Source organism: Levilactobacillus huananensis, assembly GCF_003946145.1.
GTDB lineage: Bacteria > Bacillota > Bacilli > Lactobacillales > Lactobacillaceae > Levilactobacillus > Levilactobacillus huananensis.
Genome location: NZ_RHOC01000002.1, coordinates 231,146 through 245,147 on the forward strand (window position 1 = coordinate 231,146; position 14,002 = coordinate 245,147).

Annotated in this window: 12 protein-coding genes; 8 read left to right on the forward strand and 4 right to left on the reverse strand. The window is 47.4% G+C overall.

The genetic code is table 11. The features are described from left to right. The first annotated feature begins 76 nt into the window (after positions 1-76). The 5 genes from EKM71_RS03110 to EKM71_RS03130 all read left to right on the forward strand — a co-directional run bounded on the left by EKM71_RS03110 (position 77) and on the right by EKM71_RS03130 (position 7,195). Positions 77-766 carry a response regulator transcription factor gene (locus tag EKM71_RS03110; RefSeq protein WP_125573211.1) on the forward strand — a complete coding sequence of 230 codons (690 nt, stop codon included), beginning with the start codon at positions 77-79 and terminating at the stop codon, positions 764-766. Further along, the gene (locus tag EKM71_RS03115) at positions 759-2,099 is read left to right on the forward strand and encodes a sensor histidine kinase (protein WP_125573212.1); all 1,341 of its coding nucleotides are present in this window, start codon (positions 759-761) and stop codon (positions 2,097-2,099) included. Before EKM71_RS03110 ends, EKM71_RS03115 begins: the two co-directional genes overlap by 8 nt. Positions 2,100-2,321: 222 nt before the next feature. Then, positions 2,322-3,287: a LacI family DNA-binding transcriptional regulator gene (locus tag EKM71_RS03120; RefSeq protein WP_125573213.1), complete on the forward strand. Its 966-nt coding sequence runs from the start codon at positions 2,322-2,324 to the stop codon at positions 3,285-3,287. 236 nt (positions 3,288-3,523) lie between these two features. Then, positions 3,524-4,888, forward strand: a complete 1,365-nt coding sequence (locus EKM71_RS03125; RefSeq protein WP_125573214.1) for an SLC45 family MFS transporter — start codon at positions 3,524-3,526, stop codon at positions 4,886-4,888. A gap of 51 nt (positions 4,889-4,939) precedes the next feature. Continuing rightward, positions 4,940-7,195: a glycoside hydrolase family 65 protein gene (locus tag EKM71_RS03130; protein WP_125573215.1), complete on the forward strand. Its 2,256-nt coding sequence runs from the start codon at positions 4,940-4,942 to the stop codon at positions 7,193-7,195. Between the two features lie 167 nt (positions 7,196-7,362). On the opposite strand, the gene EKM71_RS03135 is transcribed toward EKM71_RS03130, so the two are convergent. The 3 genes from EKM71_RS03135 to EKM71_RS03145 all read right to left on the reverse strand — a co-directional run bounded on the left by EKM71_RS03135 (position 7,363) and on the right by EKM71_RS03145 (position 9,338). After that, positions 7,363-7,800, reverse strand: coding sequence for a hypothetical protein (locus EKM71_RS03135; RefSeq protein WP_125573216.1), 438 nt, complete (start codon positions 7,798-7,800; stop codon positions 7,363-7,365). A gap of 146 nt (positions 7,801-7,946) precedes the next feature. Continuing rightward, the gene (gene rpsN, locus EKM71_RS03140; RefSeq protein ID WP_125573217.1) at positions 7,947-8,216 is read right to left on the reverse strand and encodes a 30S ribosomal protein S14; all 270 of its coding nucleotides are present in this window, start codon (positions 8,214-8,216) and stop codon (positions 7,947-7,949) included. A 90-nt stretch (positions 8,217-8,306) separates the two neighbouring features. Further along, positions 8,307-9,338, reverse strand: coding sequence for an aldose epimerase family protein (locus EKM71_RS03145; protein ID WP_125573218.1), 1,032 nt, complete (start codon positions 9,336-9,338; stop codon positions 8,307-8,309). Between the two features lie 255 nt (positions 9,339-9,593). Between EKM71_RS03145 and EKM71_RS03150 the strand changes: the two genes are divergently transcribed. Beyond that, entirely contained in the window at positions 9,594-10,406 is an 813-nt protein-coding gene (locus EKM71_RS03150; RefSeq protein ID WP_125573219.1) for an alpha/beta hydrolase, read from the forward strand. Positions 10,407-10,474: 68 nt separating this feature from the next. On the opposite strand, the gene EKM71_RS03155 is transcribed toward EKM71_RS03150, so the two are convergent. After that, positions 10,475-11,293 (reverse strand): Cof-type HAD-IIB family hydrolase, encoded by an 819-nt coding sequence (locus EKM71_RS03155; protein ID WP_125573220.1) that lies wholly within the window; start codon positions 11,291-11,293, stop codon positions 10,475-10,477. Positions 11,294-11,553: 260 nt separating this feature from the next. On the opposite strand from EKM71_RS03155, the gene EKM71_RS03160 reads away from it, so the two are divergent. Together EKM71_RS03160 and EKM71_RS03165 are read left to right on the forward strand one after the other, a co-directional pair. After that, on the forward strand, positions 11,554-11,937 hold the full coding sequence (locus EKM71_RS03160; protein WP_125573221.1) for a MarR family winged helix-turn-helix transcriptional regulator: 384 nt from the start codon (positions 11,554-11,556) through the stop codon (positions 11,935-11,937). Positions 11,938-12,084: 147 nt separating this feature from the next. Further along, positions 12,085-13,908, forward strand: a complete 1,824-nt coding sequence (locus EKM71_RS03165; protein WP_191986164.1) for a glycoside hydrolase family protein — start codon at positions 12,085-12,087, stop codon at positions 13,906-13,908. Positions 13,909-14,002: the final 94 nt, after the last annotated feature.

The window sequence follows — 14,002 nt, forward strand, 5'->3', positions numbered from 1 at the left end:
GAAATGATTTGAAATGAAGGACTGCTGCAGGCGAACAACCTAACATAAAAAGATAACTTAAAAGGAGGCATGCCCGTTGAGTACAACTGCCAAGGTCTTGGTCGTGGAGGACGAACGCGAGTTGTCCGCGGATATTGTGGCGTTAATTAGACCGATTTGTGAGACGACCACCGCGTTTGATGGTGAACAAGGCGAGTTTCTAGCCAGTCAAGGTGTTTTTGACGCGATTATTTTAGATTTGATGTTACCCGGTCAGAGTGGGCTGGATCTCTTGCTACACATTCGCAACAAGGCTATTAAGACCCCTGTGCTGATTTTAACGGCCAAAGATACGATTGCTGACAAATTGCGGGGATTCAATGATGGTGCCGACGATTACGTCACCAAGCCGTTCCATCGTGAGGAATTATTGGCGCGTATGAAGGCTCTGTTGAAGCGTACGGGACATTTGAACAGTAGTGATGTGATTACACTGGGTCAATTGGAAATCAACACTGGCAAGCATTTAGCGACGTTTGATGGTGAGCCCTTGACCCTGAAGGGCCGTGAGTTTGATCTGCTGGCCTATCTAGTGGCCAATCCTGGAACGATCATTACCAAGGAACAGATCTTCAACCGCTTGTGGGGCTTTGATTCAGAGACCTCATTGTCTGTGGTAGAAGTCTATATGAGCAATCTGAGAAAGGAACTTAAGCGTGCTGGCAGTGATCTGTCGTTGCGGACAATTCGCAATGCCGGTTATATTGTGGAGGCACCTAATGAGTAATAAGGTTAACCGCGCGCAACAATGGCGGTTATTTATCAGCAATTTTATCGGATTCACTGTGATCTTCGTCTTACTAGGTGTAATTGTTTTTGTTTTGTTCAAACGCGCCATGCTGACCAGTACCGACCAGGCACTCAGGGTCGAACGGACGTCACGGTTATCCGGTTCTCCAGTAAAAAAACGGCCCCAACATCAACCGGAGATGGTCCCTGGGCAGACGCAGAAAGCCGCAATTCACCCTTTTATGACCACCACCTTAATTTATAATGATCGCGGCAAGATCAGTAATCAAGCACAACTGGGATCGCGTTACGACATGCTAAAGCGTATCGCGCTCAAGCGTGGCCAGGTCGGGCAATTGCACACGGTTCGCGTGAACGGCAAGTACAGCTTCCGAACATTACTGGTGAAGGTCCCGAAGTCTAATTCGGACCCGGTCGTGGCGGGGAAGTACCTCCTCATCATGGAAAATATTGATCCGCAAAAGGCGGCCATGGCTAACTTCACCCGGGTTTTACTGATCACGATGGGGGTCTTCTGGCTCCTCTCAATTCTGATGAGTATCTGGATGTCGCGCCTGACGATGCGGCCTATTCTACGGTCCTGGGGCCGGCAGACGGAGTTCGTGGGTAACGCGGCGCATGAGTTGCGGACCCCCCTGACTATTATTCAAAATAAGCTGGAGTTTCTGTTAACGCGACCCAATGATAAAATTATTGACCAGGCAGAGAGTATTGCCGTGGCCAATAGTGAAAGTCAGCGCTTGCAGAAATTAACGCAGGATCTGTTGGCACTAGCGCGATCTGATTCCAATACTGTGCAGACTAACTTCGAACTTACTGATATGGCAACCTTTATGCAACGGACGGTGGAGCCTTACACCGAGATTGCGGCCAGTCAAGGGAAGACCTTGGTCCTAGATCCGATCGTGCCTTTTCAAGCGACACTGGATCAAGCTTTAGTGCATCAGTTGTTGAATATTTTGATCGATAATGCCCTAAAGTATTCGCCACAGGGGCAGACAATCACGCTGTCTGCTAAGCTGATAGGACGTAAATGGCAATTAACAGTAGCCGATCAAGGCATCGGGGTAAAACGAGCGGACCGACAACGAATTTTCGATCGTTTTTATCGCGTGGACAGTTCTCGTAGTCGGCAAACGGGTGGCAATGGATTGGGCCTGTCGATTGCGCACTGGATTGTTAATCTGCACCACGGGACGATCGTGGTTAAGGATAACCAGCCACAGGGGAGTCGGTTTGTGACGACGATCCCAGTTAATCCTGCGGGTTTAGCCGGGCACCATGAAAAAATGGCTACGAAAGAAAAATAATAAAATTTTGGTAACCGCAGCCGTCGTGTTTGAGGGCATGCGGTTTTTGTGGTTAAAGATTTAACCAAGCTCAGGTAACCGATCGTGCCAGAAAATGTGGTGCCTTTTTTGCTTCGTCTTGACGCGATAGCATAGCAAGGAAAGTTTTATTCCCACCGGTTGTATGGTAAGATCTGAAGCATTAGAACGAATTGGTAAGTGCAGCATAAGGAGCTTTCGATGATGTTAACTATCCGTGATATTGCCGCTAAGGCGGGCGTGTCGGTCTCCACGGCCTCCCGGGCACTAAATAATAATCCACGTATCAGCGTGGCGACCCGTAAACGGATCCAGGCGTTGGCGACGGCTGAAGGCTATCGCCCCAACTACAATGCTAAGAACCTCACAGCAGGTGAGGCCAATACGGTTGGGGTTGTTTTCCCGACAGCCGATCATAACTTTCCCGAGAATCCGTTTTACATCGACTTGTTGCGCGGAATCAATACCGAATTAATGGAACGGCAGTACGTGTTGTCCGTAGCCATTAGTAAGACGCAAGACGAGCTCCTGGCCAATGTCAAATCCATGGTGACACAGGGAAAAATCAAACGATTTATCCTACTTTACGCTCATCGTACCGATCCCATCGCAGATTTTTTGCGCCAGAATAAGTTGCGGTTCGTAACCATTGGTCAACCAGTCGATGATCCCACCGACCTTTTTGTCGATAATGATAATTTGAAGGCTGGCATTGGTGGCGCATCCTACCTGTTAGATCAATTGGCTGTGACGCATCCGGTTTTCGTCGAATCTGCGCACGACTGGGCTTATGAGCAGCAGCGACGCGAGGGCTATGAACGAATGGCGGCGCAATTTAATGTGGATCCACTGACTTGTAAGTTGGGCGACCTGGAACAGGCCCGATCATTCATTGACCGGCATCCGGAAATCAATGGGATTATGGCGACCGATGACTTTAATGCCATCGAGTTTTACCGCTTGATTCGGGAGATCAATGGTGCCAGTCATTTTCCAATTGTAAGTTTTAACCGATCTTTGCCGGTGGGGTTAACCGATGCTAATCTGCATTCGGTTGATCTTTATCCGGAAAAGATGGGGGCTGCCACAGTGACGCTATTGTTCAGTGATCGGCAACCGTTAGAGTCGACGACACCCCGACAGATTACAATTCCTTATGAAATTAAATAAGCACTAGATAGCAGGTTGAGGCGGATACCTCAGCCTTTTTCATTGCTAAAATGTTGTTAGGTGAAAGAGCTTAAAAGCGCTGGATAAACTGGCAATCAGACGGATAATGGCGATAAAATAAAGTTTGCGCAAACGGTTGCATTAATTTGAAAGCGGTGCCATAATGATGACAGCACTTATTTTTCAATTGTGACTATTTTTCAATTGTAACTAAAGCTTATAGGAGGGGTCAGATTATGGCAGATGAATCGTTGACGGCGGCTACGGCCAAGGCAAACAATGGCTTGCCAACATTATCAGCAAGTACCATTTGGATGATTAATTTTGGGTATCTCGGGGTTCAAACCGCGTTTACGCTGCAAAGCTCACAGATGAGTCGGATTTTTCAAACGATTGGGGCAGATCCGAATAGCTTAGGGTGGTTCTTCATTTTGCCACCACTGGCCGGGCTGATCGTCCAACCGATCGTCGGGTATTATTCCGACAGAACCTGGTTGCCTAAATTAGGTGGCCGCCGATTGCCCTATCTGTTACTCGGAACGATCGTGGCGCTTATCGTGATGTGTCTGTTACCCAACTCTGGGAGCCTGGGATTCGGGTACGCCTCGATGGCTGCATTGCTCTTTGGGGCGATTACGGTGGCCTTCCTGGACCTCTCATCTAACGTTGCGATGCAGCCCTTTAAGATGATGGTGGGGGATATGGTTAATGACGACCAAAAAAGCTATGCTTATGGCATTCAGAGCTTTTTATCGAATACTGGTGCCGTTGTGGCGGCAATTCTCCCATTTCTCTTTGCAATGATTGGGATCGCCAATACCGCAGCTAAAGGGGTTGTACCCGCTACAGTTAAGGTGGCCTTCTACGTGGGGGCGGTACTCCTCGTGATTACCAGTCTCTTCACGATTCTTCGGGTTAAGGAGTATGATCCGGATACCTATGCCAAATACCACGGGATTGCCAAGGAAGACAATACGACTGGTGGGAACTGGTGGTCGTTGCTTAAGTCGGCCCCACGGGTCTTTTGGACCGTCACTTTGGTTCAATTCTTTTGCTGGATCGCCTTTCAATACCTGTGGACCTACTCGGTTGGGGCAATTTCAGGCAACGTTTGGCATACGACCGATGCCGCATCGGCGGGCTATCAAGCCGCTGGTAACTGGTACGGCGTTCTGGCGGCCGTTCAATCTATCGCAGCTGTCATCTGGTCCTATGTGTTAGCTAAATTACCAAACGATCATCATAAATTGGGTTATGCTGGCAGCTTAGGCCTAGGGGCCTTGGGATTCATTTCTGTCTTCTTCATTCACAATCAATATGCTTTAATTGCGTCTTTCATTCTGGTTGGGATTGCTTGGGCCGCAATGAACACCTACCCGCTGACAATGGTCACGAATGCATTATCTGGTGCGCACATGGGAACTTATTTGGGACTATTCAATGGGTCCATCTGTTTACCGCAAATTGTGGCTTCGCTGGCTAGTTTTTCCTTATTCCCACTCTTAGGAAAGGTACAGGCCAACATGTTTATCCTGGCCGGCATTATCTTAGCTATTGGGGCCCTCGCGGTCGGTGCGATTAAGGAAACATACAAGGCCTAATGATGCGATCAATTTAAAATTGAAACGATTTAATAAAAGGAGCGTTCGGCAATGAAACGAATTTTTGAAGTCCAACCATGGCATGTCATTACCCATACCTTTGACCCACAAGATAAGCGGCTACAAGAATCGATGACGAGTCTTGGAAATGGCTATATGGGGATGCGAGGAAACTTTGAGGAAGGGTACAGTGGTGACACGCTGCAAGGTATTTACCTTGGCGGGATCTGGTATCCAGATAAGACTCGGGTTGGTTGGTGGAAGAATGGGTATCCCAAGTACTTTGGAAAGGTTGTCAATGCCGTTAACTTCATGAAGTTACCTGTCGAAATTAATGGACAAGTGGTAGATTTAGCGCAGGATAATATCAGTGATTTCACCTTGGACCTGGATATGCAACACGGAACATTAACCCGATCATTTGTCGTGGAACGTGGGGAAACCCGTGTGAATTTGACTTTCGAGCGTTTTTTGAGTGTGAGTCAACGCGAACTTGCCGTACAACGTGTGACGGTGAAAAATCTGGGAGCCAATTCGGTGACCTTGACCCTCAAACCTGGGATTGACGGTAACGTTAAGAACGAAGAGGCTAACTATGACGACCGCTTTTGGGATATTCTTGCAACCGATCAACAGACTGATCGGGGGAGCGTTGTTGCCAAGACCACGTCTAATCCATTTGGGACGCCTCAGTTCACTTCGGGAATGGAGATGCGCGTGGTGTCGGCCTTGAAGCCAATCACTATTGACCAACCAAGCGATCAAGCTGTTACCACGGCGTACACCGGTGAGCTGGCGCCTAACGAGACTGTCCAACTGGAAAAACGGGTTATCGTGGTGACCTCGCGAGATTATGCTGATGTCTCCGCGCTGACCACAGCGATGCACCAGCTGAGTGATCACGTCGCACTAGAAAGTTATGATGAGTTATTGGCAATGCATGAAACGGTTTGGGCCGATCGTTGGACCAAGTCTGACGTTCAAATCCAAGGGGATGACGAGTCACAACAGGGGATTCGTTTCAATCTCTTCCAGTTATTCTCAACTTACTATGGGGAAGACGCACGTCTGAATATTGGACCCAAAGGATTCACTGGAGAGAAGTACGGTGGGGCCACTTATTGGGACACTGAGGCTTTCGCCATTCCTGTTTATCTGGGAATTACGAATCCAGAAGTTACTCGAAATCTTCTGATGTATCGTTACAAGCAATTGGATGGTGCTTATATCAATGCGCAACAACAGGGGCTCAAGGGTGCCTTATTTCCAATGGTGACGTTTGATGGGATTGAATGCCACAATGAATGGGAAATTACCTTTGAGGAAATTCACCGTAACGGCGATATCGCCTTCGCGATTTATAATTACACACGTTATACCGGCGATACCTCTTATGTTCTGCATGAGGGTGCCAAGGTGCTGACTGAGATTTCACGTTTTTGGGCCGATCGGGTCCACTTCAGTCAACGTAAGGGCCAGTACATGATTCATGGGGTTACTGGTGCTGATGAATACGAAAATAATGTCGATAATAACTGGGACACCAACATGTTGGCTCAGTGGACCTTACGTTACACCCTGAAAATCTTAAGTCAGGTCGATGCTCAGACCGCAACAAAACTTGGCGTGACATCGGCTGAGAAGGCCAAGTGGCAAGATATTATCGATCGGATGTATCTGCCATATGATAAAGATCTTAATATTTTTGTCCAACACGATGGGTTCCTAGATAAGGATATCCAGCCGGTCAGTGCCATTCCAGCCGATCAGCGGCCAATCAATCAACACTGGTCTTGGGATAAGATTCTGCGGTCACCGTACATCAAGCAGGGGGATGTCCTACAAGGTATTTGGGACTTTATCGATGACTATACCCCCGAACAGAAGAAGGCTAATTTCGACTTCTATGAGCCGCTCACAGTGCACGAATCCAGCCTGTCACCTGCCATTCATGCGGTGCTCGCAGCGGATTTGCATTATGAGGAGAAGGCTGTGGAACTCTATGAACGGACAGCACGGTTGGATTTGGACAACTATAACAATGACACCAAGGATGGCCTTCACATCACGGCCATGACCGGTGGCTGGATCGCGGTAGTTCAAGGATTCGCTGGCATGCGGGTCCGGAATGGACACTTACACTTTGCACCATTCCTGCCTAAGAAATGGTCAAGCTACTCATTCCGTCAGATTTTTAGAGACCGACTGATTGCGGTCAGCGTCGATGGTAGTGGCGCACACTTCAAGTTGATCAGTGGGGATCCACTGACTATTGATGTTGCTGGGACATCCGTGACGGTTAAATAGTTATTGTGCTGATGGAGTCCGGCAGTTAGGGCTATTGACAACTGTCTGGACAACTAAAAATGAAAATGGCGTCATAACAGCATCCATGTGGATATCTGCTATGACGCTATTTTTTATTTTGGATAATTATTTTAAATTAGGATGGCTAGTCTATCACGACCGATAAGTTACAGGTCACTACGCATCTGTTGTTGCTGCGCGGTCTTCTGCCGAGCCAATGGCGTCTTGTCTTGCCAATAGGTCAGCCACTCGCCACTGATGGTAAGGCTTTCCAGTTCAAGCTGGTCCTTGACCAATAGTGTGTTTTCTAAGCGTTGCTTGAAGGTCGTGATAAGACGACCAAAGATGTTCAAATTAACTGATAAGTCGCCACCTTGTTGGTGACTTAAATGGTCTCTGAATTCCTTGCGAATATCGTCTTCCAACGTCCGTAGCTCACGTTCCTTCTGCCGAGCCAAACGAGGTTGGTTACTCGTATCGAAGGTAATAGCTGGGCTGATACCCACGAATTGGGCATGAATCTTAGGGGTGTCAATCCCATAAGGGACATCGTCACCGCTGCCAAAAATATCAAATTCTCTAATTACCGATAAAACTTGTGTCATGCGAAACGCTCCTTCGTTATTTGAGGATGGCCGCTGGGCCGATCTCAATAAATCAGACTAGCTCAAGTTTAGGCCACGAAAAAACCCACGTCAAACGAAGCCGCGGGCAGGGTTGACGTGGGTACAAATTTTAAATTTTAGGGGAACTACCAGCTAGCTTTCTTCACACCGGGAATCTGACCAGCGTGGGCCAACTGACGGAAGTTCAGCCGGGATAGTCCGAACTGACGCATGTAAGCGTGTGGACGACCATCCAGGTGGTCACGGTGATGCATCCGAGTAGGGGAAGCATCACGAGGCAACAGGGCAAGCGCAGCATAGTCGCCGGCGGCCTTCAGCTCTGCGCGACGGTCTGCATACTTGGCGACAGTGGCCGCGATGCGGTTAGCCTTAGCAATTTTAGACTTTTTAGCCATGAATGAGCGGATCTCCTTTCTTAAATGATAATAATTACGTTTTATCAATTTAGCATAGTCAGATAGACCCTGTCAACGATGGCGACTCAGCTAATAGCCGAGATCGTAGGAGATCTGATAAGTTCGGGTTTCACCGGCTGGTAGACTGACGTCGCAGAATTCCGGATGGTTGGGTGAATCTGGCAAACTCTGGGGTTCCAAGGCCAAGCCCATGTAAGGTTGACCGGGACCTGTAGCGAGCTTCATTTGTGAGTTAAACGAGTTGGCAGTGAAGACCACGAGTCCATTTCTAGCGGATTTGATGGTGACACTACGTTGGGACAGGGGATCACTGAGTTCAGCAATGGTTTGGTCAGCGGCGGGGACGACGTGATAAACATCGTCGATACCTTGTTCTGGAATGGTTTGAAGTCCACGAATGGCACTACCTAGATATTGACCGTTCGCAAAGTCATAGGGTGTGCCAGCAGTCGAGAGGTACTGGCCGGTAGGAAGCTTCTCGTTATCCAATTCCAGACGTTCCTGACTATTGATTTGTAACGTTTGCCCGGCAATCAATTGATCTTCCCCCAGATTAAAGTAGACATGTTGCGTAGGATTAAATAGAGTGTCTGCCGTACTGGTAGCGGTGTAGGTTAAAGTCACACGATCGTCATTGTTTAGCGTGTAGGTGATGTGTACCGTGAGATCACCTGGAAAAGAATCCTCAGATCTTTTGAAGATATGAGTGAGAACGATCTTGGGAGCTTGAGAATCACTGGTGTCCAGTTGTCCGTCCCAATTTACCGTATTGAAGCCGTTAGGGCCACCATGAAGGGTGTTGTTGCCTTCATTAGTGTCGACCTGATAGGTGTGTCCATTGAGGGGAAATTGTCCACCGGAGATGCGACCACCGGTTCGGCCAATACTCATCCCCACGTAAAACGGATTATCAAGGTAGTCGGCCATCCTGTGGTAAGATAACACCAAGTTCTTCTCGCCGTTAGCAGTGGGTACGGCCAGTGTCTGGAGCGTGGCCCCCCAGCTGAGAACGGCTAATTTTACGCCATGATCGTTTTCGATGACGTAGCGGGTCACGACCTGATTCTGATAAGTATCCCAATTTTTAGTTGCGGTCTGCATGAACAAGTCCCCGTTTCTTATTTTTTAATTAAGCGGTTTCATTTCTCTCCATTTTATGGGTTTGACTAGTTGATTGTCAAACAATGTTCACGCAGGTCTTGTGATTTGACGGGGATGGCGCCAAGCAAGATGATCAATTTGGTTGGTGGACAAAAGCCCAGTCAATGATCGACAAAAAGAAGCGTGACTCGTAGCCTTAACTTGTGTACAATCAAAAAAACTGGCATAATAGATTAGTTTAAGGGGGAAGTAATCATGAACCTTAAATGGCAATGGCTTCCGATTATCTTAGGGGGTAGTTGGTTAGGGTATCACTGGCTAGGGCAACGAGCAGTGCCCGCTGAACCTTTGCGAGCTCATCGACAAGATGTTACCTATAGCCAGACACCGACACTCGTGATTCCAGGCTGGGCGGGAAATGCCTGGACCTTCAATAGGTTTTTACAATGGTTATCGCGAACGGGATATGCGCACAAGGTCCTGACTGTGCACGTCAGTTGGACCGGTAAATTACGGTTCAGTGGACAATGGGATGGAACTGGAGAGAATCCGGTGATTCAAGTTTTATTTGATCACAGTGCGACCCGTGGTTATCAGCAACAGGTTCTGTGGTTGACGGCGATTCTGCGCGCTTTGAAGCAACGCTATGGCGTGACGAGTTACAACGTTGTGGCTCATTCTTGGGGCGGTAGCGCCGCCATTCATGCTTTAGTGCGTCATGGGCATCACGCCGAGTTACCAGTTCTCCACCGGTTAGTTCTCTTGGGGGCACCGGTAGATGAGGGGAGCCTGGAAGTCCCTGATGTGTCCTATCAGCGATTGAGAGCGGCGAAACATCACTTGATGGTTCATCCTAAGGCTCGAATCATTAACGTCTATGGGACGCTCTCAGGTCATCTGACAGATGGCTCAGTTCCGGTTAGTCAGATCACGCCACTGCGCGCGGTCGTGAGTGGCAGTCCAGTCGGTTATATGGAAATTCATGTTCCGGCTACTAGCCATCGGCAATTGCACGCCACCGAGCGAATGTGGCGTTTGATTGCGACCCAGGTCTGGGTTAAGGCTTAGTTGAGACTAGTGGGCAAATTAAAAAGGGCCAGGATAACTATCCTAGACCCTGAATAATTTAGCTGGTTTTAAACTTTGTCTGTTAAGATAGCATCGATGACATCAAGAACGCCATCGTGATCGTTATCGGTCTTGGTGATGAGGTCAGCGACCTGTTTTACGGTGTCGGTCCCATTGCACATTGCAACACCAAGCCCGACGTGGGCGAGCATTTCTTGATCGTTGTCGTTATCACCAAAGGCGGCAATCTCAGTCGGTTTGATTCCCCATGAGTCTGCCAGCTGATGGAGACCAATGGCCTTGTTCATGTGGGGGGGAATGATATCGATACTCCCAAAGCCACTCGCTGTCGCGTGAATTTCTGTAGGGAAGCGGTCATTGATTTTAGCTGCTAAGGCTTGAATCGATTCATTGGGCCACTCACCGTTAACCTTGTAGAAGGTGTCGTTGACCTGTGTTAGGTCGTCAACGAGGACGATGTTGTTAAAGAAATATGCCTGTGAAGCCGGATCGTTGGTGCGATCAGCGCGGTTGATGTAGGTTCCATGAGCTCCGGATAATCGAAGTACTTGTGGCCGTAATGTGTCGTCAGCAAGAATGGTACGAACGATCTCGTGAACCACGGGTGTGGGAATTGCATCTTCGAAGAGGACCTGATCCCCACTCGTGATAAGACCGCCATTCTCGGCGACAAACGTCTTAATCGCTGGTGTCGGCGCGAAGACGTCATGAAGGTGGCCGAGACTGTTGCCACTTGCGATGACAAAGTGAATACCTGCGGCGTGAAGCCGATCGAGTTGTTCATGGAAGCGGGGCTGATTATATTGGCGCTGTGAGTTAAGAAAGGTTCCGTCAACATCTGTTGCAATGAGTTTAATTCGAGTCATACCGGTCTCCTTATTCGTTTAGATTTTGTTAACATTAATGATACGGGCTTCTGTTTGGGATTTCAATGTTCTAAGCTGGAAGAAATATGACAAAAAGGTTGCGGATCACTAGTTTTTTCATTCGTAATGCTATAAAATATTAATGAATCGGTAACATAAAGACTGAAAATAGGGGCTATAATAAATGGTTAGCGGGTAAGAATAGTAACCGCTAGCGTAAGCTTACCGCTAGCTCAACTGGAAAGGAAGAAAGCAAAAAAATGACGCAAACGAACGATTTAAACCAATCCTTGGAATGGTTCTCCCAGCTCCAAAAAATTATGCGGCCAGTAACGACGATTAAAACGGAGGATATCACAATTTCTCTGGAACAATTTAATCTGTTACATGCTATCACCACGCAACGAGAGGAATTCACGCCAACCAAGTTTGCCGGCCAAATTGGCGTCTCTAAATCCATGATTTCCGGGCAAATTTCCCGGTTGTTGCGGGCGGGGTTAATTGAAAGTATCGCCTCAACGGTTGACCGGCGGCAACACAATCTCAAGTTAACGCCAGACGGTGTTAAGGTTTACACGTCTGTTCGTGGTCAGGTTGTTGACCGCTTGAGCAAGTTGCATGATGACATTTCAAAATTAATGTAACAAATTTAAATTAATTTACAATTGAAGCGTAATAGACCTCTATACCAAGTTACTTATATTTGTGTAAAATTGAATTAAGATGATCGGTTTCTTATTTTCTTAGTTATAATTGAGCATGAGTAGGACACTTGGAATGGAGGTTTTTTTGTGAATTTGCGGGTAAGACTCAGTTTATTTATGACAGCTGTTGTGGGGACAATGCTGTTTGGCGTGTGTGTTTTCCCTGAATCATTACCGTCAGGTCAAGCTACTGTGGCTCAAGCGGCAGTGACGGTTAATGCTAAGAACCAGGGGATGGTTGGTGATGGCGAGACGGCGAATAATCGACCGATGCAAGCGATGCTGGATAAGTGGAATCAAGACGATTTAACGGTTCGCGTGCCTAAGGGAACCTATGTCTTTTATTCTGGAAAAATTTTGTTGCATTCGAATATTACGTTTAAGTTTGATAAAGGCGCCGTTTTCCGGGTGACCGATGGTAATGAGGTTTACTTTGTCTATCCTAGTCCCCAATCGGGTTACGATGGTGGATTGAAGAATATCACTTGGCAGGGAGCCACTTTCCAAGGTGATAAAACCAACATGGGGCAAAGTGTTTTTGTCCAGAGTGTGCATCATGCGCAAAATATTAATTTTCAAAATTGCCTTTTTGATAATGCGGAGTCGCCTACTGGCCACTACCTTGACCTCGATGGGAGTCACAATATCAAGGTGACAGGGTCTATCTTCACGGGATTCGATGGATCACGAGACTATAAGGAAGCCATCCAGGTGGACTATTCCAATCAACGAGCGATGTCCTATCAAAACCCGGGGGATCAATATGACGATTTACCAACGTACGGGGTGACTGTGACCGATAATCAATTTTTACCGGTTCAGAAAGTCAGTGGGTCCGTCAAAGTTTATGCGCCCAATCCGATTGGAGAACACGCCGTCTATGACGACGGTGCGGGTGGGATTATTCATGATGTGCGGTTTAGTAACAACACCGTGGTTGATCCTAAGCCGTTAACCAGTTCTGCTGGGAGTGGCATGGCAACGATTCACTTTAAGGGTATTTCTAATTTGTGGATCACCGGTAATCGGTTTATCAATCGACATGTTTTGGGTTCGGGAGACTACATTTATTTGCGAAACACGCTGCCAGCCTATCAGATGAAAAATATAAATATTGAGAATAATACGTTTACAGATGTTAATCCGATCAAGAGTTATGTGCATTTGGATAGTCGCTATGCGACGAACCCCATGACGCAAGTGACAATTACTGGGAATAAGGCGACGACGCAAAGAAATCAGGCTCAGTTCCTCATGAGTAACTTCCCCATGGGGGATAATACGGTCGCTAAGAATTCAATTAAGAAGACTAAAAAGACGAGTACAGTTGTTAAACCACAGCGACCGATCAAGCCGACTAATGTTGTCCACAACACTAGCCAAAAGCTTAAGAAGCGTAAACAGACGAATAAACATGAAGACTACTTCAAGGGGCTAGCGTCGCAACATGCCCAATTGAGTAAAAAACATCAAGGCTATACACTCTACAACCATATCAAGGGCCATAAAAATTGGAATGTGCTAAAGTTCAAGTGGAAATCAATTAAGACCAAACGGGTTTATCTTGATATGCGTGCACAAGCTGATACTGGTAAATGGTATCGAATTAGATTTAGTAAAAAGACTAATGCCAAAAAGTATTGGATTCGTAAGGGGGCATTAACCTTCGACAAATTCACTAGTGAGGCCTTCGATCACGAGGCCACGTTGGTTAAGGTCTATCCGGTTTATACGCGACCGTTCAATGACCCGTTGCTAGCACAGCAGAGGGGAACCACAGGAGATATCACTGAGCGTGTCGTGCAGATTACTAGACGGGTTCGACGGAAGACCTCGAGTGGGTCCGTTACCACTTTCTATCAGATGAGTAACGGTCTGTGGACTCGAGCCTCAGCCTTTGAACTACAGTAGCACTTAGATGAAAAGCGTGAATGAAACCGAATTTGATTTCATTCACGCTTTTTGATTACGATCAAGGTTGGTGTAGGCGACAACATGGTAGTCT

What these genes read in the sequence shown, in the direction of transcription:
- EKM71_RS03115 (WP_125573212.1), top strand. Translation starts at nt 759, where the DNA reads ATGAGTAATAAGGTTAACCGCGCGCAACAATGGCGGTTATTTATCAGC.
- EKM71_RS03120 (WP_125573213.1), top strand. Translation starts at nt 2,322, where the DNA reads ATGTTAACTATCCGTGATATTGCCGCTAAGGCGGGCGTGTCGGTCTCC.
- EKM71_RS03125 (WP_125573214.1), top strand. Translation starts at nt 3,524, where the DNA reads ATGGCAGATGAATCGTTGACGGCGGCTACGGCCAAGGCAAACAATGGC.
- EKM71_RS03130 (WP_125573215.1), top strand. Translation starts at nt 4,940, where the DNA reads ATGAAACGAATTTTTGAAGTCCAACCATGGCATGTCATTACCCATACC.
- EKM71_RS03135 (WP_125573216.1), bottom strand. Translation starts at nt 7,800, where the DNA reads ATGACACAAGTTTTATCGGTAATTAGAGAATTTGATATTTTTGGCAGC.
- rpsN (WP_125573217.1), bottom strand. Translation starts at nt 8,216, where the DNA reads ATGGCTAAAAAGTCTAAAATTGCTAAGGCTAACCGCATCGCGGCCACT.
- EKM71_RS03145 (WP_125573218.1), bottom strand. Translation starts at nt 9,338, where the DNA reads ATGCAGACCGCAACTAAAAATTGGGATACTTATCAGAATCAGGTCGTG.
- EKM71_RS03150 (WP_125573219.1), top strand. Translation starts at nt 9,594, where the DNA reads ATGAACCTTAAATGGCAATGGCTTCCGATTATCTTAGGGGGTAGTTGG.
- EKM71_RS03155 (WP_125573220.1), bottom strand. Translation starts at nt 11,293, where the DNA reads ATGACTCGAATTAAACTCATTGCAACAGATGTTGACGGAACCTTTCTT.
- EKM71_RS03160 (WP_125573221.1), top strand. Translation starts at nt 11,554, where the DNA reads ATGACGCAAACGAACGATTTAAACCAATCCTTGGAATGGTTCTCCCAG.